This window comes from Clostridium sp. OM05-9, from assembly GCF_003481465.1.
In the GTDB taxonomy this organism is placed as follows: Bacteria; Bacillota; Clostridia; order Lachnospirales; family Lachnospiraceae; genus Coprococcus; species Coprococcus ammoniilyticus.
The window spans coordinates 105,880-132,226 of sequence record NZ_QULF01000002.1; the positions used below are offsets into that span (position 1 = coordinate 105,880).

Consider the following 26,347-nt stretch of genomic DNA (forward strand, 5'->3'; position numbering starts at 1 on the left):
CATGAGATACGATAATATACAGACATAGAAGCAAAGGAGCTTGTGAACAGGTCACAGGCTCCTTTTTTCAGTTTAATGGCCGTATAATTTATACTTCAATCAATGATTGTAAATGTTCATGGAAAGGTTGTGTTAGGTAACATACAGGATCAGACAGACACATTATAACACGAATATATTTTAAGGAGGATTTTAATATGAGTTATGAACAGGTAAGTAAGGATTTGGAGAAGGTAATTGGTTATATCCATTCAGATGAATTAACAGATGATGAAAAGAAATTAATGACAGAACAGACATTAGATTATTTTGATAATTATGTAAGCCCGGGCTGGTTAAAATACAGAAAGTCAGTATCTACCAACTCAGCAGTGCTTGAGTGGAAAGATCATGACGGTGTATGTGATGGCTTATATGGTGAAGAATTCATTGACTGTCTTGGTGGTTTCGGTATTTATACATGTGGTCATAGAAATCCGGAGATCCTTGATACCGTAAAGGCACAGCTTGATCATCAGGCGCTTCATTCACAGGAGCTGTTGGATCCGCTTCGTGGATATCTTGCAAAGGCAGTTGCAGATATCACACCGGGTGATCTTCAGTATTGTTTCTTTACAAATGGTGGTGCAGAGGCAGTCGAAATGGCATTGAAGCTTGCCAGAATCGCAACAGGCGGAAGATGGTATATCTCAACCGTTGGTGCATTCCATGGTAAATCAATGGGTGCAATCTCAATGGGTGGTAAGAATACATACAGAGTTCCATATACACCTATGGTACAGCAGGTACAGCATGTAGAATATGGTAATGCAGAGGATGCAAGAAAGGCAATCCGTAACCTGATCGCTGTTGGTGAAAAGGTTGCAGCTATGATCGTTGAACCAATTCAGGGCGAGGCTGGTGTTATCGTTCCACCGGAAGGATATCTGACAGAGTTAAGACAGATCTGTGATGAGTATGGTGTAGCGTTGATCTTTGATGAGATCCAGACAGGTATGGGTCGTACCGGTACAATGTGGAGATGCGAAGCAGAAGGCGTAACACCGGATATCATGACATTCGGTAAAGCATTTGGTGGTGGTATTATGCCAATCACAGGTATTATCTGTAAGCCATCCATGTGGGTACAGCAGTTGATCGACAACCCATGGTTACTTGGTTCTCCTACATTTGGTGGTAACCCTGTATGTTGTTCGGCAGCGATCGCAACGATCAAATACATGATTGATAATGATATTCCAGGACAGTGTGCAAGCAAAGGTAAGATCTTAAAGGCAGGACTTGAAAGTCTGAAGGCAAAATATCCTGAGATCATCGATGATGTCAGAGGCGTAGGTCTGATGCTTGCTGTTGAGTTTGTTACATCTGATATCGGTTACAGCATCGCAAAGGGCTTGTTCTCAAGAGGTGTTATGACAGCCGGAACACTTGTAAACTCCAAGTGTATCCGTTTCGAGCCGACAGCGGTTATTACAGAGGAACAGATCGCAGCCGTTATCGAGCGTATGGATGCGGCACTTGCTGATACGAAGAAAGAATATAATCTGTAAATTCATCGGTATATCATGATGGAAAATCATCTGACCATAGTATAGGCAATGATTTTTCGGATGCATAGAATGTGCGAAGTACATATAAGACTACCGTTTATTCGGATACAGATTTGATCGTCAGTTGAAACTGCTATGATCAGACTGCCGGATGGACGGTAGTTTTGTTTTATAGAAATATTTATTCTGTAAAGCAATTTTGTTCTGGGGTAAAAGAGTCGAAGCGGCTCTTTGTATTTATACATAAATAGGGTATAATAAAGCTATTCATTCTATATGGGGAGGTATATACAGATGAGAAAATTAAAGATCACATTTAACGCGCCGGTGACGCTGGGCTTTGTATTTATTTGTTTTGTTGTAACGCTGCTTGGGGTACTGACCGGTGGCGGAAGTACCCGGTTATTATTTATGACATATCATTCATCGCTTACAAATCCACTCACATATCTGCGATTCTTTACACATGTATTCGGGCATGCAGGATGGAGTCATTTTATCGGAAATGCCTCCTATCTGTTATTGCTTGGACCGATGTTAGAAGAAAAATATGGTTCGAAAGAAATGTTGGAAGTGATCGGTGTAACAGCACTTGCGACCGGTATTGTGAATTACATCTTTTTCTGGAATGTAGCACTTTGTGGAGCGAGTGGTGTCGTATTTGCATTTATCGTGCTGGCGTCCTTTACCGGATTTCGAGCAGGCGAAATTCCGTTATCCTTTATTCTGGTTGCGATCATCTTTATCGGACAGCAGGTATATGAAGGTATCGCAGTACAGGACAATATCTCGAATATGGCACATATCGTTGGCGGTATTGTGGGTGCAGTTGTCGGATATAATCTGAACCGGAAATAAACGGTGTGATATTTGCAAGGGAGGACTTCTCAAATGAATCGAGCATGTGAAATACATGACACTATATTGCAGGATGATCTGAAATTGAGAGAAAGACCGCTTAAGGTTCTGGCGGCTGTTGATTCTTTTAAGGGCAGTATGACATCTGTTCAGGCAGGCATGGCGGTTAAAAAAGGTCTGGAGAAAAATTATAAGAATTGTGAGATCGAAGTGGTTCCGGTTGCAGATGGCGGAGAGGGAACCATGGATGCGATCGCCTATGGAAAATCGAACATGAAACGTCATACAGTTAATGTAACAGGACCGCTTGGACAGGTCGTAAAGGCTTCTTATATCAGTTATGATGAAGCAGGAGAAAAAGTGGCATTGATCGAGATGGCAGAGGCAGCAGGACTTCCGCTTGTATCGGAGTCAGCCAGAAATCCGATGCATACAACTACATATGGAGTAGGCGAGATGATAAAGGATGCCATGCTGCATGGATGCCGGAGCTTTATTATAGGGATTGGCGGAAGCGCAACAAATGATGCCGGGATTGGAATGCTGCAGGCACTTGGGTGTCATTTCCTTGATGAATATGGGAATGAAGTTTGCTATGGAGCAGAAGGACTTTCCAAAGTATGCGGGATTCACATAGAAGATATGTTACCGGAGCTTTCAGTATGTTTATTTCAGATTGCCTGTGACGTTACAAATCCGCTGGTTGGAGAGAATGGATGCAGCCATATCTTTGCACCGCAAAAGGGAGCAGATGCTCAGATGGTAGAGAACATGGAGAAATCCATGGTGCGTTATGCAGATCTGGTGGAACAGCAGAACTGGTCAGGCTGTAAGCAGGATAAAGTACAAATGAATACAGACCCGGAGAAGTGTCAGATGGACAGCATAATAAATCGTATGACACCGGGAGCAGGTGCAGCAGGCGGTCTTGGATATGCATTTCTAATGTTCCTGCATGCAAGATTACGACCGGGAATTGATATAGTATTTGATGAGATCCATTTAAAAGAAAGAATAAAAAATGTCGATCTGGTTATTACCGGAGAGGGCAGGATGGATGCGCAGACGTTAATGGGAAAAACTCCGGCAGGCGTAGCAAAACTTGCAAAAGCACAGAAGAAAAAAGTGGTTGCATTTGCAGGTTGCTTCGGGGAAGGCATCGAACAATGTATGGAGAGCGGCTTGTTTGATGCATGTTATTCCATAACCGACGGACTTTCCGAAGAGGAACGAGGGAAAGCCATGCAGACAGAATGTGCCATGCAGAATATGGAACGAGCTGTGGAGGAGAAACTATAGCAAATAAGAAAGCCTGAATAGAGCAGTAAACTCTATTTAGGCTTTTTATGTAAGAACATTTAAAAGTCATATGACACTGTTAAGATAGGCGCAAGGAGGTAAGAAATATGACATATCAGATACTGATGATTGAAGATGATGAACAGATCTGCGAAGTAGTGAAAGATTATTTTACCAGAGAAAGCGAAAATGAGATTGTAGTACGGACGGCACAGAACGGACAGGATGGGCTGGATTTATTTGAGACGGAACGGGTGGATCTTGTATTGTTAGACATCATGCTTCCGGGAATGGATGGCTTTGCGATCTGCCGGGAGATGCGCAGGACGAGCATGGTTCCGATCCTGTTTTTAACAGCCAGAAGTTCCGAACGGGATATCCTGCTTGGCTATGATCTCGGCTGTGACGATTATATCATCAAACCATTTTCTCTTGTGACCTTATATGCGAAATGCAAGGCACTGATCAGACGGTCAAAGGATCTCAGCAGAACCGGAGAGCTGGTCTGTGGCAGGATACATATGAAGCCATCGGAGTATAGGGTCCTTGTGGATTCTCAGGAAATAGAACTTGCGCCAAAAGAGTTTGCATTGTTGCGGATGTTGCTTGAGAACAAAAATAAGACTGTGGCAAGAGAACGGCTGCTGATCGGTGTATGGGGTTATGATTATGAAGGCAGTGATCGTTGTGTGGATAATCACATTCGAAAGATTCGAAAACATCTTGGAAGTGCAGGAAAGCAGATTAAAACAGTGATAGGAAATGGATATCAGATACGGGGTGACGACGATGAAAAAGAACAAAAAGAATGATAAAAAAAGAAATGCATTATTGTCGGAGCGGCAGAAAAGAAAAAGACAAAAGATAAAAAGAAAATGGATATGGATTTCATCTGGCATTATAGCAGTCAGCATAATATTGTATCTGCTGGTGATCGGTTATTACAGAAATCAGGTCAATCTGGAATTAAAAGAATATTTTCAGGTATCAACAAATAGTGTCAGTGCAAGTTTGGCTGAATGTCAGGAAGATATTGCAGGTATGACAGATATAGAGGAAGCCCGTAATAGAATACAGGAGATCTTTGCGGAGGAAAATACACCATATTTTTTGACAGCAGTTTACAGGCGGCATTTGAAAAGCTCAGATGCAGTAGACAATATAGAAGAAAAAGACGGTGTAAATGCTGCAGATGAAAATCAAGAAACAGAAACTACGAAGCATACAGACGAAAATGATACAGAAAAATTAGAACAACAGGTACAGGATATAGAGGATGATATGGAGCAGATGCAGTCCGAAGTACAGATGTATTCACCGATTATGCCTTCTTTCCGGCAGGTGGTTCAAAATGCTGATGCAGGGGAATTTGCATGGAGTCTTCATGGCAGAGTAGATGATGCCAATCAGTATAGTAAGACGAGCAGGTATTTGCTGGCTAAGATGGAGACTTATGGAGCACATCCCGCAGATATAACAGAGAGTATAAGTGGTTGTTTGGGTGGAAACTATTATTTTAAAAGTCAGTATGTTGTTTTTGACAATGATATATATTATATCGTATCCGCTATGTATGCAGATCCATTTGGCTGGCATACAGAAGGCATCTGGTTATTTTATGGAGGGCTTGCAGTTGTATTTCTCATTATAATTGCAACGATCTTGACTGCGTTTATATCCTGTAGACGGACATTTTCACAGATGGAAGATGCAGAGAGAAAAGAAACGGTTATTACAGCACTTGCACATGATGTAAAAAGTCCATTGATGGCAATTTCCGGGTATGCAGAGAATCTGAAACAGTTAAACCAGACAGGAGAGTGCCGGCATTACATAGATGTTATTTTGGAAAATACATCTTACATGAATGAACTTTTATGTCAGTTAAGCGAGTATATCAAGCTTGGTAAAATGGAAGCGTTACAGACAGAGTCTGTAAGCATCGAACAGATATGGGAGCCGTTACAGGAACGGTATCAGAATCTTCTGGATGAAAAAGGTCTGGAGGTAAGAATGTCAGGAAACTGTACGGTAAAAGGTGATCCGCTGATGCTTTCCCATATGTTAGAGAATCTGTTTGTAAATGCAATTAAGTATTCACTGAAAGGAAGTGTGATCCGGCTGGTATTAAAGGAAGATCATCTGATCCTTAGCAATCCGATGGAACAGTCGATTACAACCGATCCGGAGGAGTTATGGAAGCCATTTGTAAAGGGAGACGAAGCAAGAACCGGCAGAAGCGGAAGCGGAATCGGATTGAGCATCGTGCAGGAGATCATGCAGATATTTGGCTACCACGGAAGTTTAAAAACAGAAGACGGTGAATTTGAAATAATGATTTATTTTTAAATAGAGAGTAGAAATTTTAAATAGTAGATTGACAGTGGTCTTACTATTATGTAACAAGCCTATCCACTCTGTGTAACTTCGAACTAACCTCGATTAAGTCGAGCTAAGGTCTCAGTTACGAATGTCGGTACTTGGGCAGCGTATTTTGCTGCCTTATGTACCGCTACATGAGGATAGAATGAGAATGTCTTGTGTAATAATAGGTAAGACCACTGTCAATCTGTTTTGTATAGTTTGCAGTTAGAATACGCCAGAATCGCATTGCAAACACATGGGAAATAGGCTATATTTATGGGTGGTACTGTTAGTTCCATGTAACAGGAAGTAAGAGGAAATTTGTATGAATGAAAACGAGATTTCAGAGATGATCGAGCTTGCGATGCAGGCAAGAACAAAGGCATATGCGCCATATTCGAATTTTCAGGTGGGAGCCTGTATAAAGATGGAGAAAGGAAGTTATTATACAGGATGCAATATAGAAAATGCTTCCTATGGGGCAACAAACTGTGCGGAACGGACGGCTGTTTTTAAGGCCGTCAGTGAAGGATGCAGAAAACTGTCTGCAATCGTGATCGTTGGCGGACTAAAGAACGGAGAATGTGACTATACTTATCCATGTGGGATATGCAGACAGGTCATTGCCGAATTTGCCGAGCATGACTGCGTGATCGTTGTAGCAAAGAATAAACAGGAATATCGGATGTATTCGGTAGAAGAGCTGCTTCCGGAGACATTTCATTTGAATAAAGAAAAATAAAGGAGACATCAGATTGAGAGACTTAAAAGAATTAACAGGGTATGACATTATAACAGAAGAAAAGATCCCTGAAGTAAATGGAACAGGTTATATCTTAAGCCACAAGAAGACAAAGGCCAGAGTGCTTGTAATTGCAAATGATGATGAGAACAAGGTGTTTAATATCGGATTCCGGACACCGCCGTATGATGATTCCGGTATTCCGCATATTCTGGAACATTCGGTATTATGCGGTTCCAGAAAATATCCGGTAAAAGATCCGTTTGTAGAACTGGCAAAGGGTTCATTAAATACGTTTTTAAATGCAATGACATATTCTGATAAGACGGTATATCCGGTCGCAAGCTGTAACGAAAAGGATTTTGAAAATCTTATGGATGTCTATCTGGATGCGGTATTCTATCCGAATATTTATGAACATGCAGAGATCATGCGTCAGGAAGGCTGGCATTATGAACTTGAAACGGTAGAAGGAGAGCTGATCTATAATGGTGTTGTGTTTAATGAGATGAAGGGTGCATTTTCATCTCCGGAACAGCAGATGTATTCAAAGATTGAAAAACTTCTTCTTGCTGACACACCATACAAGAATGAATCCGGTGGTGATCCTGCAGCGATTCCAACATTAAGTCAGGAACGTTTTCTTGATTTTCACAGAAAGTATTATCATCCGTCAAACAGTTATATTTATCTGTATGGTGATCTTGATATGTATAAGGAATTGGACTATATCGATAAGGAGTATCTCTCGAGCTTTGATTATAGAGAGATTGATTCTACGATCGCTGTGCAGACAGCCTATGAACAGATGAAGGATGAGAGCTGCTTTTATTCAATCGCAGAAAATGAGAGCGAAGAAAATCAGACATTTTTAACCTATAATATGGTAGTTGGCAGCAGCCTTGATAAGAAGCAGTCCGTTGCCATGAATATACTGGAATACGCAATTATGGACGCTCCGGGCGCACCTTTGAAGAAAGCATTAGTAGATGCAGGGATCGGAGAGGATGTCTTTGCTTCCTTTGATGATGGGATCCGGCAGACAATCTTTTCAATCGTAGCAAGAAATGCAAATATGTCCGATAAGGAACGTTTTGTGTCAGTGATCAGGGATACACTGACTGATCTTTCCGGGCATGGAGAAGAAGGAAAGGCGATCGATCGGACTTCGATCGAGGCTGCGATCAATAATTTTGAGTTCAAACATAAGGAAGCAAACTTCGGCAGATTTCCGAAGGGGCTTATGATGGGTCTGGATGCATTTAATACATGGCTGTATGATGATGCATCTGCACTTGAAATGTTTAAGTTAAATGAAGTATATGATGAATTGAAAGAAAGTCTGAAAACCGGATATTTTGAAGAACTGATCTGGGAAAAGCTGGTTCAGAATACCTTTGGTATGATTTTTGTTATGAAGCCGAAGAAGGGGCTTGATAAGGAGAATGATGCAGCAGAGAAGCAGAAGCTTGCGGACTATAAGGCCTCTCTTACGGAAAATGAGCTTGAACAGGTTGTATCAGATACAAAGGAATTAAAATTATATCAGGAGACACCATCTCCGGCAAAGGATATGGAGAAGGTTCCGTTGCTTAATATTTCTGATATCAGAAAAGAGATCCATCCGTTAAAGAACCGTGAGGACAGCATTTATGGTATGCCATTAATAAGTCATGATATCTTTACTAACGGAATCGGTTATCTGGAGTTTATATTTGATATCAATGATCTGGATGCAGAGTTTGTTCCATATGCAGAGCTGCTCACTAACATTTTCAAATATGTGGATACAGAGCATTACACATATGGTGAACTGTCCAATCAGATCAATTTCCATACCGGTGGTATCGGATTTTCTACAGGAGCCATGTATAAGGATGGCGGGAAGGATCATCTTTCATTCTTCTCCGTTAAGACAAAGGCCATGTATGACAAGCTTGGAGAAGGTCTGAAGCTGATCGAGGAGATCCTGTTCACATCGAAGCTTTCGGATAAGAAGAGATTGAAAGAGATTATATCGGAAGAAAAGGCCGGACTTAAGACTGATCTGATATCTTCAGGGCATATCACATCTGCAACACGCGCGATGTCGTATGTCTCAGATGTGATGGCATTTAAGGATATGACAGAGGGAATCGGATATTATGATTTCTTACAGGAGCTGGATCAGGATTTTGAGCAGAATGCAGATGCGATCATTGAGAAGCTGCAGACAACGCTTGCCGAGATCCTCAGAAAAGGAGCGGTAACAATCTCTTATACAGGTGACAATGATATCAAGGAATTATTGGGCGCAGATATTGAAGCGTTTGCAAGAAAGTTGTCGACCAGACCTGCTTTTGCAGAAAAACGTGTGATGAAAAAAGCTGTTAAGAACGAAGCCTTTAAGACAGCAAGCCAGGTACAGTATGCGGCTCTCGCAGGAAATTATAAAGAAAAAGGATTTGAATATACCGGAGCACTGGAAGTCCTACAGGTGATCTTCTCCTATGGATATCTCTGGGAGAATATCCGTGTAAAGGGTGGGGCATATGGAGCTATGTGTTCATTTGCCAGATCAGGAATGGGGTATTTTACATCCTACAGAGATCCGAACCTGATGGAGACATATGATATCTATAAGAAGGCAGCAGACTATGTGGCAGGCTTTGATGCAAGCGACAGAGATATGACCAAATATCTGATCGGTGCGATCGCGAAGTTAGATTCTCCAATGACACCATCAGCAGAAGGAGCATTCAGCCAGACCTGTTACTTTGCAGGTATTACAGATGAGCAGCTTCAGAAAGAACGTGATCAGGTGCTTACTGCAAATGTAGAAACGATCCGTTCACTGGCACCTGTGATCCGGGCGATCACAGATGGCGGGGTTATCTGTGCAATCGGTGGGGAAGATAAGATCGAACAGAATCGGGCAAAGTTTAAAGAAGTAAAAGATCTATAGTTTTTACAGAAGTAACGAAAGAAGATAGAAGTATATAGATTTGTAAATAGTTCTCCGGCAGGTTACAGAATTCTGTGCCGAATGGAGAACATGAATACATACAGAGTATGGAAGGAGAAGTATGAACGATACATACAAATCAGGATTTGTTGCGATCATAGGAAGACCAAATGTAGGTAAATCCACACTGATGAATCAGTTGATCGGACAGAAGATCGCTATAACGAGCAGTAAGGCGCAGACAACAAGAAACCGTATTCAGACCGTGTATACCTCGGATGAAGGACAGATTGTTTTCCTCGATACACCTGGAATCAACAGGGCCAAGAACAAGCTTGGTGAATATATGTTAAAGGTGGCAGAGGGAACATTAAATGAAGTAGATGTCGTTATGTGGATCGTTGAAGCAACGACATTTATCGGAGCAGGAGAACGGTATATCATTGAACAGTTAGAACGTGTTAAGACACCGATCATCATTGTGGTAAATAAGATCGATGCGGTAAGTGAAGAAGAAGTATTCAAGGCGATCTCGACCTATAAGGATGCCTGCAGTCATGCGGAGATCGTTCCGGTATCGGCATTAAAGGGAAAGAACAAAGATGAACTGATAAAGACGCTGTTCAAATACCTTCCATACGGACCACAGTTCTATGATGAAGACACGATCACCGATCAGCCGGAGCGACAGATCGTATCCGAACTGATCCGGGAGCAGGCTTTAAGACTTCTGGATAAAGAGATTCCACACGGAATTGCGGTTGTTATTGATTCGATGAAGGAACGTCCGAATGGACGGCTTATGGATATAGATGCAACAATCATCTGTGAGCGGGATTCCCATAAGGGTATTATTATCGGAAAACAGGGCGCAATGCTGAAAAAGATCGGCAGCAATGCAAGGTATGGCATTGAACAGCTATTAGATACACATGTGAATCTGAAGCTTTGGGTAAAGGTGAAGAAGGATTGGCGGGATACCGATACCCTTCTTCGAAATTATGGTTATAAGATGGATGAATCATGAAGGATGAGATAGTATTAAACGGAATCGTGCTTTCCTCCGGTCTTCAGGGAGAATATGACAGACGGCTTGTTATACTGACCAGAGAGCAGGGGAAGATCACAGCATTTGCAAAGGGAGTCCGACGACCAAGCAGCCAGTTGATCTCAAAGACGCAGCTGTTTGTCATGGGAGCATTTACTGTATATCCGGGAAGAAATGCATATACACTTATCAACGTAGATGCAAAGGAATATTTTCATGAACTGACCTTTGATATGAACAAATACTGTTACGGATCTTACTTTTGTGAGATGATGTCATATTTTACAAGAGAAGGTGACCGGTCGGCAGATTATCTGAATCTGCTGTTTGTCAGCCTGAATGCATTAAAAAAAGGACTGCTGCCGGTGAAACTGATCCGTTGTGTATATGAACTGAAGATCATGGATATCTTTGGACAGGGACTGCAGAGCTTTCATTGCCCGATCTGTGGAAGCGATAGGCTGACACGGATATTTGATCCCTTATCCGGTGGAATCCTGTGTGAGAACTGCCGGAGCAAGGCTAAGAAAAGTATCCATATATCAGAGGACGCCAGATATGTGCTTCAGTATATTAATGGAGCAATGCTTGGAAATCTGTATAATTTCACGGTTTCAGACAGCGTGCTGGAAGAACTTATGATGATCGCAAAGGAATTTCTAGCGGTATATGTAGACCGAAAATTCAATTCTGTAGAAATAATTGAATCCCTGTCTTGAAAAAAACAGGGAGAGAAGGTACAATAACGTACAAATATAAAGATGAAATATAAATGGAGGACATTATGGAAAAGACATTAGACAAGATCGTTGCTTTAGCAAAAAACAGAGGTTTTGTATATCCGGGTTCAGAGATTTATGGTGGACTTGCAAATACATGGGATTACGGTAACCTTGGTGTTGAGTTAAAGAACAATGTAAAAAAGGCTTGGTGGAAAAAGTTCATACAGGAGAATCCATATAATGTAGGCGTTGACTGTGCGATCCTGATGAACCCACAGACATGGGTAGCATCCGGACATCTTGGCGGTTTTGCAGATCCTTTGATGGACTGTAAAGAGTGCCATGAAAGATTTCGTGCAGATAAACTGATCGAAGACTACATGGCAGAGAATAACATGGAGATCGAAGGTTCCGTTGATGGCTGGTCAAATGAAGAAATGGAGAGCTTTATCGAAGAAAAGAATATCTGCTGTCCTTCATGCGGAAAACATAATTTTACAGGTATCAGACAGTTTAACCTGATGTTCAAGACATTCCAGGGTGTAACAGAGGATGCAAAGAACACAGTATATTTAAGACCTGAGACAGCACAGGGTATCTTTGTAAACTTCAAGAATGTACAGAGAACATCCAGAAAGAAGATCCCGTTTGGTATCGGACAGATCGGTAAGTCATTCCGTAATGAGATCACACCGGGTAACTTTACGTTCCGTACCAGAGAGTTTGAGCAGATGGAGCTGGAATTCTTCTGTGAACCGGGAACAGACCTTGAATGGTTTGATTACTGGAGAAGCTTCTGTATCAACTGGCTAAAAGACCTTGGTATCAAGGATGAAGAGATGCGTGCCCGTGATCATTCACCGGAAGAGCTTTGCTTCTACAGCAAGGGAACAACAGATATAGAGTTCTTATTCCCATTTGGATGGGGTGAACTTTGGGGTATCGCAGACAGAACGGATTATGATCTGACTCAGCATCAGACTGTATCCGGCGAACCAATGGATTATTTTGATGATGAGAAGAAAGAGAAATACATTCCATATGTTATCGAACCATCACTTGGTGCTGATCGTGTAACACTTGCATTCCTTTGTGCTGCATATGATGAAGAAAATATCGGAACAGAGGAGAAGCCGGATGTAAGAACTGTATTACATTTCCATCCTGCACTTGCACCTGTTAAGATCGGTGTCCTTCCACTGAGCAAGAAACTCGGCGAGGGAGCAGAAAAGGTATATGCTGAATTATGCAAATACTACAACTGTGAATACGACGACAGAGGAAATATCGGTAAGCGTTACAGAAGACAGGATGAGATCGGAACTCCGTTCTGTGTAACTTATGATTTTGATTCAGAAGAAGATGGTGCTGTAACTGTCCGTGACAGAGATACCATGGAGCAGGAAAGAGTAAAGATCGAAGATCTGAAGGCATATTTTGAGAAGAAATTCGAATATTAATCAGACGAAATGAATCAATATCTCAGATAGAGTATCCGGTTGATCGAATCTGTAAAATAAAAGGGACATTTGTCGGAAAAGAACATTATCTGGCGGATGTCTCTTTCTTTTTGAAAAAGATTCCGGAATATGCGGTTAAAAAGAGAAAAAAATTGAAAAAAATGGTTTAATATTATTAGGTCATATGATATAATCACGTCAGAGTGGTGGGAAAATTCTGCCCTAAAGCAGGCTTTTTTCAGCATATATTTAATTAGATACGTAGGAGGTAATAAACAAATGGCAAACAAGTGGGTTTATATGTTTAGCGAAGGCGACATGACCATGCGTAATCTTCTCGGTGGTAAGGGTGCAAACCTTGCAGAGATGACAACAATTGGTCTTCCAGTTCCACAGGGTTTCACAATCACAACAGAGGCTTGTACTCAGTACTATGAAGATGGTCGTAAGATCAACGACGAGATCATGGCACAGGCTATGGAAGGTGTTAAGAAGATGGAGGAGATCAACGGCAAGAAGTTCGGAGATCTTGAGAATCCATTATTAGTATCAGTTCGTTCAGGTGCTAGAGCATCTATGCCGGGTATGATGGATACAATCCTTAACCTTGGTTTAAATGACGAAGTTGTTGCTGCAATGATCGCACACAACCCAGATCCAGCATTCGAGCGTTTCGTATATGATTCTTACAGACGTTTCATTCAGATGTTCTCAGACGTTGTTATGGAAGTTGGTAAGAAGTACTTTGAGCAGCTCATCGATAAGATGAAAGAAGAGAAGGGTGTTAAGTTCGACGTAGAACTTACAGCAGCTGATCTTAAGACTCTTGCAGAGCAGTTCAAGGCTGAATACAAGAACCAGTTAGGAACAGATTTCCCTTCAGACCCAGTTGAGCAGTTAAAGTTAGCTATCGAAGCTGTATTCCGTTCATGGGACAACCCACGTGCAAACGTATACAGAAGAGATAACGATATCCCTTATTCATGGGGTACAGCAGTTAACGTAATGCCTATGGTATTCGGTAACTTAAATAATGAATCTGGTACAGGTGTTGCATTTACTCGTGACCCTGCAACAGGTGAGAAGAAGCTTATGGGTGAGTTCCTTATCAATGCACAGGGCGAAGACGTAGTTGCCGGTGTTCGTACACCAATGCCAATCGCTCAGATGGAGCAGGAATTCCCAGAAGCATATGCAGAATTCCTTAAGGTATGTGAGACTCTTGAGAATCACTACCATGATATGCAGGATATGGAGTTCACAGTTGAGAACAAGAAGCTGTACATGTTACAGTGTCGTAATGGTAAGAGAACAGCTCAGGCAGCTCTTCAGATCGCTTGTGACCTTGTTGATGAAGGACATAAGACAGAGGAAGAAGCAGTTGCAATGATCGATCCTCGTAACCTTGATACACTTCTTCACCCACAGTTTGATGCAGCAGCTCTTAAGGCAGCTACACCAATGGGCAAGGGACTTGGTGCTTCACCGGGTGCTGCTTGTGGTAAGATCGTATTTACAGCTGACGATGCAGAATCATGGGCAGCTAAGGGCGAGAAGGTTGTTCTTGTACGTCTTGAGACATCACCAGAAGATATCACAGGTATGAAGTCAGCACAGGGTATCTTAACAGTTCGTGGTGGTATGACATCACATGCTGCTGTAGTTGCTCGTGGTATGGGTACTTGTTGTGTATCAGGTTGTGGCGATATCATCATGGATGAAGAGAACAAGAAGTTCACACTTGCAGGCAAAGAGTTCCATGAGGGAGATTTTATCTCAATCGATGGTACAACAGGTAACATTTACGATGGAGTTATTAAGACAGTTGATGCTTCAATCGCAGGTACATTCGGTCGTGTTATGGCATGGGCTGATAAGTACAGAACACTTAAGGTTAGAACAAATGCTGATACACCAGCAGATGCTAAGAAGGCTCGTGAGCTTGGTGCAGAAGGTATCGGTCTTTGCCGTACAGAGCATATGTTCTTTGATCCAGAAAGAATCGCAGCATTCCGTGAGATGATCTGCTCAGATACAGTAGAAGAAAGAGAAGAAGCTCTTAATAAGATCCTTCCATATCAGCAGGGAGATTTCAAGGCTCTTTACGAAGCACTTGAAGGTAACCCGGTTACTATCAGATTCCTGGATCCACCTCTTCATGAGTTCGTTCCTACAGAGGAAGCAGATATTGAGAAGCTTGCAAAGGCTAAGAATAAGTCAGTAGAAGAGATCAAGGCACTTTGCAACTCACTTCATGAGTTCAACCCTATGATGGGTCACAGAGGATGTCGTCTTGCTGTAACATATCCAGAAATTGCTAAGATGCAGACAAAGGCTGTTATCCGTGCAGCTATCGAAGTTCAGAAAGAGCATCCAGATTGGAATGTTGAGCCAGAAATCATGATCCCACTTGTATGTGAAGTTAAAGAGCTTAAGTATGTTAAGAAGGTAGTAGTTGAGACAGCTGATGCTGAGATCGCTGCTGCTGGTGTTGAGCTTAAGTACGAAGTTGGTACAATGATCGAGATCCCTAGAGCAGCTCTTACAGCTGATGAGATTGCTAAGGAAGCTGACTTCTTCTGTTTCGGTACTAACGACCTTACACAGATGACATTTGGTTTCTCAAGAGATGATGCCGGTAAGTTCTTAAATGCTTACTATGATGCTAAGATCTTCGAGAATGATCCATTTGCTAAGCTTGATCAGACTGGTGTTGGTAAGCTCATGGATATGGCTGTTAAACTTGGCAAGCCAGTTAATCCAAAGCTTCATATCGGTATCTGTGGTGAGCACGGTGGAGATCCTTCATCTGTTGAATTCTGCCACAAGATCGGTCTTGATTATGTATCATGTTCACCATTCCGTGTACCTATCGCTAGACTTGCTGCTGCTCAGGCTGCAATCGCTAACAAATAATAGACTGCACGAAAACGTGAATTATAATAGTCAATAATAAAAAGTCTCTGTTACTGTTATATTGCAGTAACAGGGGCTTTTTGTTAATAATGAAAATTATATGTTTGCACATAATTGTGAACAATACAAAGAATCCCGTTTGGTGTATGCCGGGCGGGATTTTTGTGTTATAGTGGTAGTTGTGAGATTGAAGAATAGAAAAAGATGAAAGTAAGAAAGAGAAAACAGATGAAGACAGATAATAGTACGAAGAAAAAGGACAGTGTAAAGAAAGAACGTAGGGAAAAGAAAGAACGTAGGGAAAAGAAAGAGAAACTGACGATTGAAAAGAGAATATTACAACTATCATTTCTTGGAAGTGTATTGTTTATAGTAGCGGAAGGTGTGATGGCATGGTTTACCCATTCCCATTCTTTGTGGACTGATTGTTTGTTTGATGCAGCGGATTTAGTGATGATCGGACCGTTTCTGGTGCTTGTGCCCCTGCTTTATAAACCGGTGACAGAGAAGCATCCATATGGATATGCACAGGTAGAATCGTTGTTTTTACTGGTAAAGTACAGTGTATTATTAGCACTTACCTGCAATCTAATGGTTGAAAATATAAAGCTGTTATTACATGGTGGACATGAAGTTGATGCCGGCAGTATTGCTATATTTGAATTGCTTGTATGTCTTGGCTGTGCAGGCATGTATCTGTTGCTTGGCCATTACAGTAAAAAGTATGAGTCTACGACGATCAAAGCTGAGCTTTATATGTGGAAGCTTGATGTTATAAGCAGTATGGGAGTAGCCGTAGCATTTGCATTTCAGATGATATTGTTTACAACGAGATTTCGGTTTCTGACGCCATATATTGATCCTGCAGTAGCTGTAATTATGGCACTGCTCCTTATAAAAGAACCGGTAAAGGAGATTTTCCAGAGCATTAAAAATCTGATTTTATTTGCGCCGGAGGAAGATGTCTTAAATCAGATACGTGGAATCGTGGATAAACATATGAATGATTATCCCTATGAGGTTACATTCTTAGATGTTATCCAGACCGGACGGAAGCTTTGGGTTGAAGTATATATTGGAAATAAAACAGACGTTATACATATCAGCATTCTGCATCGTGTCCGAGATGAGATCAAGCAAGAACTGAAATACAAATACGATCAGGTATATATAGAGATTATACCGGATTAGGATAATACGAAAGGCTTCGGGTTGGCGCCGGGTATGTAAAATGCTAATTCGTTAGCCTGTAAATATAAAATAGTGTTATATTATAAGGGAGTATTATATAAGACAGAGGTGATCGATATGAAGAAATGGAAGGCTGCCGGACTGATCACAGTAGCCGGGGCATGTGTTATTGCAATCGTCTGGGGATTGCATGGTCGGACAAAGAATAATGCAAAATTGTTGCAGTTAGATGAGCAGGTATCGGATGATTCTGTTATATATGTAGCATTGGGAGATTCGATTACATATGGATATTCATTAGAACACGCAGAGAATGAACGATTTTCTGCAAGAATTGCTGCTTATATGAAACAACAGGGGATGCAGGTTGTCGAATGTAATCAAGGTGTAAATGGTCAGCTCAGTGGCGACATGTGGCAAAATATCAAGAAAGGCAAGGTAGATCTGTTAGACCATGCTGATTATGTGACATTTTGCATTGGTACGAATGATGCACTTCTTCCGTTTGAATTCTTTGTTATGCAGTATGAAGATTATTTTTATGGATATTCCGGTGCAGGAGATGATTCTCCGCTTTGGGGAAAAATTAATAAAAAGACATTTGTCCGGGACTTTGAGGAGGCAGACCGGTCTGCGGAAGATAATCTGAATCGGTTTTATAATAATCTTTCAGATAGTATAGATCTGATCCGTAAGGCTTCGCCGGATTGCCGGATTGCAATCATGACATTATATAATCCATATCGTAATATGGATTATGAAATATCGGCAGGAGGGATAACGGTCAATATCGGCCAGTATGCAGAAGAAAAGATCAGTCAGGCAAATACGATCATTCGTACAGTATGTAAAGAAAAGAATATTGTACTGGCAGATTGCTATGAAGCATTTGTTTCCTCAAATGATATTGTGCTTAATAATCAGAATGCAGAAAATTATATAGATCCAGATGATCATCCGACTGCAGTGGGACAGCAGTTAATCGCAGATGTGTTTATAGAAGCATTGTTTACAAAGTAAGATGTAATCAGACACAGTATTTACTTACAAAGTAAGAAGTGATCAGAAGACAGCATTTATTTACCAAGTAAAATGGAAATAGAATAGCATTCATTCATAATAGAACAGCAGTTTAATGAATAAAAAATAGAATAGTTGGAGCACATAATAAGACATTTTCGTATGAGGTTACAGTTTAAGATATGTCCGAAATTTGGGATATATTTTTATAAGGATATCATATGAAAATGTCTTTTTTTGAAGCAAGAGGGGTATAATTTATGATTTGATCCGACAATATTTGCATAACATTATGCGTTTTAAATTGTATCTGCTTCTAACAAACTAACGCGAATTGTCAGAATAAATACACATATTGTGTTTGTAAGATGAATATATTTATAAAATGCATCTATTTTTCTTTCTTTTTGGCAAATATTTCGATATAATTATTATGTAACTGGAGGTTTGGATGCAGAGACAGCATTCAGAAACAAGAATAACGTTTATGTAAGAAAGGGATGATGAGAACATGAACAGAAAATGGGGAAAGAAATGGATGGCAGCAATGCTTTCGATTTCGATGGTGATCGGTATGTTTCCTGGGGTTGGAAATCCGGTCAGAGTTCTTGCGGATGAGCCGCCGGGGCAGGCGGTCACGCAGGCAGATACCTCAAATGCAGATAACAGCGGAAAGGATAAATATGGATTTAATCTGACGACACCAAGTTCATTTAATGCAAATGACGGTGAAAATCCATACGGTTCCGGCTATTCTGCATTTAATGAAAAGATGGAAGCATTTTTATGGTATCGATCCAGTGGAAAGAACCGAAATGCTGAGACGTATAACTATACGAAAAGCTCGGATATCAAGGGCTATTATGTTGGACCGGATTCGAAACGGAACAACAATGGATTTATGCAGAGCCGTACAGCATCCGGCGCAGCTGATGTCAAGTATGTAAATGTAGACGGTTATGATCCGTATGGAACCGGCCGTGATAATATGGTTGCACTTGTTGGCGCATCACTGGGAAAAGATCCGCAGCTTGTTGTAGCAAGATACAGTGCATCCGGTAAAGGTCAGGAATTAAGAAAGACCTTCAGCCTTGGATCGGGTGATGATAATGACTGGCTTCGGGATAATCAGTTGGAAAAATACAGTGCCTATAAGAATTATTTTACATTAAAGGCAGGAGATTTTGATGGTGATGGAGATGAAGATATCGCAGTCTATGTTCCAAAACGTGGAGATCCGTATATTATGATCCTGGACGGAATCACCTTATCGCCGATCAGTGATAATATTCCGGTTCGTAGTTTTATGGGAAATACCGGAGCGGATATGGCAGGTAAATTTACCAATAATGGTAAGACAGCAAGAGCAACGATCAACATGTCGATAGAAACTTCGGATATCAATCGGGATGGTAAAGATGAGATCCTTCTGGTTGGTTCCTATTCGAATATCCACGATGACAGTGATGGAAAGAAGCTCTGTATTTGCCTGTTATAAGGTAGAGAACAAGAAACCACAGCAGATGAATAAGTATGTAATGGATAAGGATACATGCAGTGTATATATGCGTTACGCATCTGTAGCAGCAGGTGATATTGATTTTGATGGCTTCCCGGAAGTTGTAGTTGCCGGTGTATACAGTGATAATGATGGCCCGGATGGAGATAAATCCGGTTCAAATAAAAAGTATATGCTGGTAACATTGAAATACGATCCAAATGAAGAGGTGGAGACATTAATTCCATCCGGCGGAAACGTAATGGATATGTGTAATTTTGTAAATGCAGGCTTTGATAAAGATGATAATGTGCATCCGCTTCCTGCATTGACCTGTGCGGCAGTAAACGGAAGAAATGATGCGGAGCAGGTTTTCTTAGATGGTGTTTTCTGGAAGTTTGAAAATGAATCATGGAAAAAGGACTATACAGCCAAGGTATGTCAGAGCAGTGATAAAGGAATCGGCGGTTATATCATATCCGATACCTGGGTAGATGGCTGTGTGGCAGGAAACTTTGATGAAAATGATCTGGGAATTGAACAGGTCTTATATACGACCGGATATAAGCAACAGAGCTTTAACCGGTACTTTTACCGGGTGAACATGTCCGGTAAGGAACAGAACAAGGATTCATCGACCGGTATCTGTACACCGGGCAGTTATTTTGATTCGACTTCAAACGAGCTGATGCGGCATGTCGGCATGAGTGATTTCCCATGTCTGGCGATCGCAGCAGTTGATGCGGATAAAGATACGGATGTATTTACCTTTAAGAGCAAGAAATATACATACAGTAATGTAGATATTCTGGCTGTATTACAGGCTGCTCCATATTTTGGCGAGCTTCAGGATAATTATTATAATGGAAATATCGGAGAAACCTTATACGGTAAAGTATCTGGAAAAGGAACGGTAACCAGTAAAACGAAGATGGCATCCATTGGAGCATATGCATCATTTTCCATCGGTTCTTCAGCATTGCAGTTCCATACGGAGGCGTCCTATACCCATGACTGGGAGTGGTCATACGAGGATGAGCTTTCCCATGAGTATTCGATCAGTTTTGAAAATGATGGTACGAAGAATCAGGTAGTGCTTTATCGAACACCGGTTATTTTGTATGAATACGTCATCACGCCGGCCGACGGAAGTGCGTCGTATACCATGGAGGTCGGAGTGCAGCAGCAGCCGGTCTATTCGACCATGGATGTAGATTCCTTTAATCGGTTTGCAGCAAGCGATGAAACTCTGCAGAATAAGGTGATCACGAAGGATATTCTGTCCAGTACGCCGGGATGTCCGGATACCTATGCGACCAGTTCACTTGGAATGAAGGGGTTTGTTGGCTATCCGAACTGGGTAGAGATCAATAATAAGGTCAATGACCAGACAACGGTAGCGATGAATATCACGGATAGTACACAGAGCAGTAAGACAATGACCCAGACGAACAGCTTCGAACTGACACTTGGTGTAGAAGGTGAGATAGATGCCAAAGTGGTGAAGATGAATTATGGCGGTGGTGTCAAGCTTGGCGGTGGCTGGGGCTCCGGTAAGACAACATTTGATTATTCATCAGTATCGAAGGAAGGCGTGGTAGCTTACCCGCCGGCGACGGATTCCCAGTACAGCTTCAGTACAAAATTTGGTATCTGGCAGGCAAAACTTGGCGACAGCAATGTTCCAATCCTTGGCTTTGTTGTAAAAAATGTCGAACAGCCGCCATCTCCACCGGAAGATATCAGTGTGGATACCGTGACTGCAGATTCCGTAACGCTTGCATGGGAAAGTGGTTATAAGAAGGCAGAGAAATATGAGATCTATCAGGTATTTAATGATGGTATCACAACCAATAAATACAGTCTGTTAGATACGATCAGCGGTGACAGTGCTTCTTACACCTATGATGGATTGAAACCATCGACGGAATATGAATTTGCACTTCGTTCAGTTGGAACAAACAGCGGAGGTGAGACTGTATACTCCGAATACACACCGGAGGTATCCGTTCATACACTGGCTGACAGTGAGAAACCGGATATCTTAAGCATGACAAGTGTACAGAGAGTTGTTGTCGGCGGTAATGCAAGCTTTGTGATCGATGCACTTCCATCTGCAAATGCAAAAGGCGGTCTGTCCTATGCATGGCAGGTTCGAAAAGCAGGTTCGGTCAATTGGGTAAACCTGACGGACAAAGAAGCTTCCGATATAAATGGAAGTACATTGAAGTTAAATGGTATCACAGAGGATATGGATGGCAATTCTTATCGATGCGTTCTTTCTGAGCTGATAAAGGGTGTGCGGTTATACGCATATGGAGCACCCGGCATCCTGCATGTCGGAAGGGCTGACAGTATGGTGACAGCAACGATCAGCAATACACAGTCCGATAGTGCAAATAAGGGAACTAATACAGCATTTGGACAGTACACACAGACACGGACGGTTACGAATGAACGTACGGTATCGAAGACTGTAGCGGTTACAATCGGAACACAGAAGGAGACATTTGTCCAGTATAAGAATGGTGCAGTGGTATCCGCTGTATATCCGGATGCAGTAATACCGGAATTTATCTATTTTGACAGCCAGACAAATGAATGGTATGTACTGGAAGGATATAATGAGACAGCAGGAACAGCAACTGCAAAGGTGAAATTAAATGAAGTAATACCAAATGTATTCCGGAGTGGAACAACCGGTGATGCAGCCGCTCTCTGGAATGGAGTTGATGCAGATACAATAAAGCCTGTGACAGAACAGGTGACAGAGACTGCAGCGGGCAAGACTTATTATGCATATACAGCAGTAACAGCCGATGGTGAGATATTGTTGTACAGCACAGATGCTATGTCAGAAGCAGTTACACAGTGGTATCAGTTGGAACAGGGTACAGATGGAGCAATTACAGCAAAAGCGTATGCCGGTACTGTTCAGTCCTATGTGCCTGCTTATGCCGGATATAAAGAAGAATCTGCTGGCACTACAAATCAGCAGTATATCGAGGTTGATGGAACAACCTGGTATCTGTACTGGCCGGAGGCATACGAAGGAAATAATGCTTATATCATGTATTCAAAATCCGCCGAAGCAGATCGGACTGCGGATGAGACCTATTATTACAAGACTGAGCAGACGGTAACAGATGAGAACCAGCAGGAGCAGATCATTACAACATTTAATGAATTAAAGATCGCTACGGATGATGCCTTTTCTCTTATGGGAAGTGGAGCATCTAAGCAGTATGGTGTTACCCCTGGTGAGGTTGTTACCGTAAATGAAACATATGATACACAGGTTGAAGATATCATAAAGGGAGATCAGACAACGGTTCAGATCCATGTTGCAGAGGCAGTTACATCTTCTGTCAATATCGATAAAACAGGAATTGTAAATGTAAACTTCTTCAATAACCGGACCGGTTCTATTCGTGATATATCAACCGATGTAGATAAGAATGGTAATGCTTCTGTTGTATGGAATCCGGAAGAAGCCGGAGATTATACGGTGACTGTATCTTATGGCGGAAATACATCATTATATCCTACTGATACACAGACTGTTTATTATGTAGTAGATCGTACGGATAATACGGTATACGTTCTTTCCGGAAACAATGCGGAATATGGCAATACCATTAAGTTAGAAGTCAGACAGGGAAAACGGGAAAACGATACATCCGGCAATATAACGACAGAACCGCTTGCAGCAGATGCTTCTGTATCTTATCAGGTATCCTATGTGGATGGAGATGATAAGGTTGTAACGGAAAATATAGCCAGCAATACATTTACTCCAAAATGGCCGGGACAGCATACATTTGTTGCGACGATAACCAGACAGAACGGTACCAGTCAGGCCAAATCATATGCGATGAAGATGCTTACCGTAAGCAAACGGCCGATCGTTATTACTGCTCCATCAAAGGATGGTATATCAGAGGATGACACGGCAGATAAAGTATTAAGCCTGTCAGATGTTGTTGTAAAATATTCGGGTGATGACACAGAATCCGGTATCCTGGATTCAGATGCAGCTAAATATAAACTGTCGGATTTGATGACAATAGAGGCTGAGCCGAAGTTAGATGAAAATTCGACAGCAGGTGTTTACCAGACCGGAATCGCATGGCTTACAGTTGGAACCGAAGAAGACAGTGAGTATATAGATTTGGTAAAAGAATTCCTGAAGAAATATAACGTCACTCTGAACAGAGGAAAATATCAGATCGTATCGAACCAGTATACAGTCCGATATGAGTCTGATGGCAAGGGAACGATAAAAGGATATTGTGGAGACTCCAAAGAGCCATTTGCATCCGGAGCCGGATTAGCAGATCAGAGCAAGGTATCCTTTAAAGCAATTCCAAAGGATAATTATAAGGTCAAAGCATGGAAGGTAACAGGAAGTGATGGAAATGATCTGGTTCTCGGAACTGATTATATGGTAAATGGAGATACATTGATTATTTCAGCATTGAGCAGCAGTGTTCATGTCAGTGTATCCTTTGCAGCAAAGACCTACCAGTTGAATTACGATCAGCCGGAAAACGGAAGTCTTCAGGCATATTATGTAAAGGCCGGAAGCTATGGAAGCAAGATCGATACAGGTGAGACCGTCCTTACGGGAAAGAGTATCCTGCTTCAGGCGGTTCCAGATGAGAATTATGTCGTAAAACAGTGGACGGTTTCTCATGGTGGTTCAGCAAAGATCCAGAAAAATACTGACGGAAGTATCTTTGCCGGAACAGAGATCACACTCGATAATGTGGAGACAGATACTGTTGTGGCCGTTGAATTTGAACCGGTAGAGACATATTTATTTGAGACAGAAGTGATCGCAGAAGATCCAGATACATCGGTTGCAGGCTGTAAGATCAATGTCTCAGAACAGGTTCAGGATGGCAAGGCAGCAAAGGGATCAACGGTGGCACTTACAGCAGATCTTCCGGAATCCGTTACTGTATCAGAATGGAGAATCTATACCGATGATACACATTATACTGTAGCAGCAACGGGTGGAGACCGGTATGTAGTATCCAATGTGCAGAAAGACATGAAGATCAAGTTGGTTGTCAATATGTTCCAGATGGAAACACTTCATTTTGAAGCGGTAAATGAACAGGGACAGCAGGTAGATGATGTTGTTACGGCATGGAGTGATTCTGTACAGATCAATAACGATACAAAGATCGTAAAGAATCTGTCCGTTGTTATGAAAGCAGATGTACCGGAGCAGTATCAGATCGCAGAGTGGAAGCTGTTTACCGGTTCAGAAGAACAGACGATCGCGACCGGAAAGGATGCGAAGGAAAGTTCATTTAACAGTGTAAACAAATCCATGCGTGTTGTACTCGTTCTGCTTGATCGTCCAACTGTCACATATAACAGTGATAATAACGGAACACTGAAGTGTGATGTTGTATCCGGCGGTTATATCGACAGATACCGTATAGAAGATATTGTTATGACAGCAGTACCGAAGACCGGATATGAAGTGGATCAGATCACAGTAATGATGGATGGTGCAGCTTACAGTGATATGACGGTTTCTGATATAGAAAATACAGACAATAAGCAGATCAAGATTCAGGCACCAGATACAGGCTTTGAGAAAAATGTAGAGGTTGCAGTTACTTATAAGGAGATTCCAAAGGTAGAACTTCAGTATGAGTTGGTATCAGCAGATGGAGCAAAGGCAGAAACAATAGCTGTTCATGTGGATCGCAAAAAACAGAATGATCTTATGCGGGATGTATCCGCCGGATCCGGCAGTCTTGAAGTATATCGGGACAGCACGGTTACAATGACAGCATCGGTGATCGCTGGCTACGAGATCAATGCATGGAGTATGAATGGTACAGATATCACAGCAGATGTCCGTACGAACAATACAGATCTGAGCAAACTGGTATGTACCGTTGATGAGAAACTGTTACAGAATGTACCGATTAAGATCACGGTAACGGTTGTTAAGACGCCGGAGCCTCCGGTAGAACCGGTTGTAGAGGAACTGACTAAGAAGCAGATCGAGAAGAATTCACAGACACTTTCCAGCAAACAGAAGGTTGTCTGGACACAGAAGGGAATCCAACTGACCTGGAAAGCTGTTAAGGGGGCACAGGGATATGATGTCTATGCAGCTCCATGTAACAGAAAGAAGCTGACTGTTGTTAAGACGATTTCAGGTGCAAAGAAGAACGCAACAGTACTGAGTAAGTATAAAGGCAAGAAGCTGAACCGGAAACAGTCATACAGAGTCCGTGTCAAGGCATATCGTATTGTGAATGGGAAGAAGCAGTATATTGCTACAGGACTGACACTTCATATCGCAGGGCCGAAGAACAAGACATATACAAATGTAAAGAAGATTCAGTGCAAGAAGACAGAGTATACCTTAAAGAAAGGTAAAACAGCAAAGATAACAACTAAGCTTATCTTACAGGATAACAAAAAGAAACTGTTATCCAAAGGGCATGGTGCTAAACTTCGCTACAGCAGTACCAATAAAGCGGTTGCTGTTGTAACGGCAAAGGGTACGATCCGTGCAAAGAAAAAAGGAACCTGTTATATCTATGTTACTGCATTAAATGGAGTAAATAAACGGGTGAAGGTCACAGTAAAATAAAACTGCAAATTTAAGTTAAAAAAATTCCATGGTGGGGTAACATGGGAGCGTTCCGGCTCCCTGTTATCCCATTTATGGAATTTTATTTTTCTTCAAAATATTTATAT

The 26,347-nt window shown here is 41.7% G+C and carries 15 protein-coding genes; all 15 read left to right on the forward strand.

Features of this window, described 5'->3' with window-relative positions:
• Positions 1–197: 197 nt before the first annotated feature.
• Positions 198–1,550 (forward strand): putrescine aminotransferase, encoded by a 1,353-nt coding sequence (locus DXB77_RS03595; RefSeq protein WP_008402829.1) that lies wholly within the window; start codon positions 198–200, stop codon positions 1,548–1,550.
• Between the two features lie 294 nt (positions 1,551–1,844).
• Positions 1,845–2,408, forward strand: coding sequence for a rhomboid family intramembrane serine protease (locus DXB77_RS03600; protein ID WP_117807660.1), 564 nt, complete (start codon positions 1,845–1,847; stop codon positions 2,406–2,408).
• Between the two features lie 33 nt (positions 2,409–2,441).
• The gene (locus DXB77_RS03605; protein WP_279220248.1) at positions 2,442–3,707 is read left to right on the forward strand and encodes a glycerate kinase; all 1,266 of its coding nucleotides are present in this window, start codon (positions 2,442–2,444) and stop codon (positions 3,705–3,707) included.
• 107 nt (positions 3,708–3,814) lie between these two features.
• Complete coding sequence (locus tag DXB77_RS03610) at positions 3,815–4,519, forward strand: response regulator transcription factor (protein WP_117807659.1); 705 nt, start codon at positions 3,815–3,817, stop codon at positions 4,517–4,519.
• On the forward strand, positions 4,497–6,056 hold the full coding sequence (locus tag DXB77_RS03615; protein ID WP_182439427.1) for a HAMP domain-containing sensor histidine kinase: 1,560 nt from the start codon (positions 4,497–4,499) through the stop codon (positions 6,054–6,056). The genes DXB77_RS03610 and DXB77_RS03615 overlap by 23 nt, the downstream gene beginning before the upstream one ends.
• Positions 6,057–6,396: 340 nt before the next feature.
• Positions 6,397–6,813 (forward strand): cytidine deaminase, encoded by a 417-nt coding sequence (locus DXB77_RS03620; RefSeq protein WP_118662682.1) that lies wholly within the window; start codon positions 6,397–6,399, stop codon positions 6,811–6,813.
• A gap of 13 nt (positions 6,814–6,826) precedes the next feature.
• Positions 6,827–9,757: an insulinase family protein gene (locus tag DXB77_RS03625; RefSeq protein ID WP_118662683.1), complete on the forward strand. Its 2,931-nt coding sequence runs from the start codon at positions 6,827–6,829 to the stop codon at positions 9,755–9,757.
• A 121-nt stretch (positions 9,758–9,878) separates the two neighbouring features.
• Positions 9,879–10,784 carry a GTPase Era gene (gene era, locus DXB77_RS03630; protein ID WP_008402838.1) on the forward strand — a complete coding sequence of 302 codons (906 nt, stop codon included), beginning with the start codon at positions 9,879–9,881 and terminating at the stop codon, positions 10,782–10,784.
• Positions 10,781–11,524, forward strand: coding sequence for a DNA repair protein RecO (gene recO, locus DXB77_RS03635; protein ID WP_118662684.1), 744 nt, complete (start codon positions 10,781–10,783; stop codon positions 11,522–11,524). Before era ends, recO begins: the two co-directional genes overlap by 4 nt.
• A gap of 65 nt (positions 11,525–11,589) precedes the next feature.
• Positions 11,590–12,987: a glycine--tRNA ligase gene (locus DXB77_RS03640; RefSeq protein ID WP_021943736.1), complete on the forward strand. Its 1,398-nt coding sequence runs from the start codon at positions 11,590–11,592 to the stop codon at positions 12,985–12,987.
• A 279-nt stretch (positions 12,988–13,266) separates the two neighbouring features.
• Positions 13,267–15,903, forward strand: coding sequence for a pyruvate, phosphate dikinase (gene ppdK, locus DXB77_RS03645; RefSeq protein WP_118614923.1), 2,637 nt, complete (start codon positions 13,267–13,269; stop codon positions 15,901–15,903).
• Positions 15,904–16,131: 228 nt separating this feature from the next.
• Positions 16,132–17,094, forward strand: a complete 963-nt coding sequence (locus DXB77_RS03650) for a cation diffusion facilitator family transporter (RefSeq protein ID WP_118662790.1) — start codon at positions 16,132–16,134, stop codon at positions 17,092–17,094.
• A 117-nt stretch (positions 17,095–17,211) separates the two neighbouring features.
• The gene (locus tag DXB77_RS03655; protein ID WP_118662685.1) at positions 17,212–18,114 is read left to right on the forward strand and encodes an SGNH/GDSL hydrolase family protein; all 903 of its coding nucleotides are present in this window, start codon (positions 17,212–17,214) and stop codon (positions 18,112–18,114) included.
• Between the two features lie 511 nt (positions 18,115–18,625).
• On the forward strand, positions 18,626–19,612 hold the full coding sequence (locus DXB77_RS03660) for an FG-GAP-like repeat-containing protein (RefSeq protein WP_118662686.1): 987 nt from the start codon (positions 18,626–18,628) through the stop codon (positions 19,610–19,612).
• A complete protein-coding gene (locus DXB77_RS03665) occupies positions 19,524–26,240 on the forward strand; it encodes a fibronectin type III domain-containing protein (RefSeq protein ID WP_118662687.1) in 6,717 nt (2,238 codons plus the stop codon). The genes DXB77_RS03660 and DXB77_RS03665 overlap by 89 nt, the downstream gene beginning before the upstream one ends.
• The last annotated feature ends 107 nt before the right edge of the window (positions 26,241–26,347 follow it).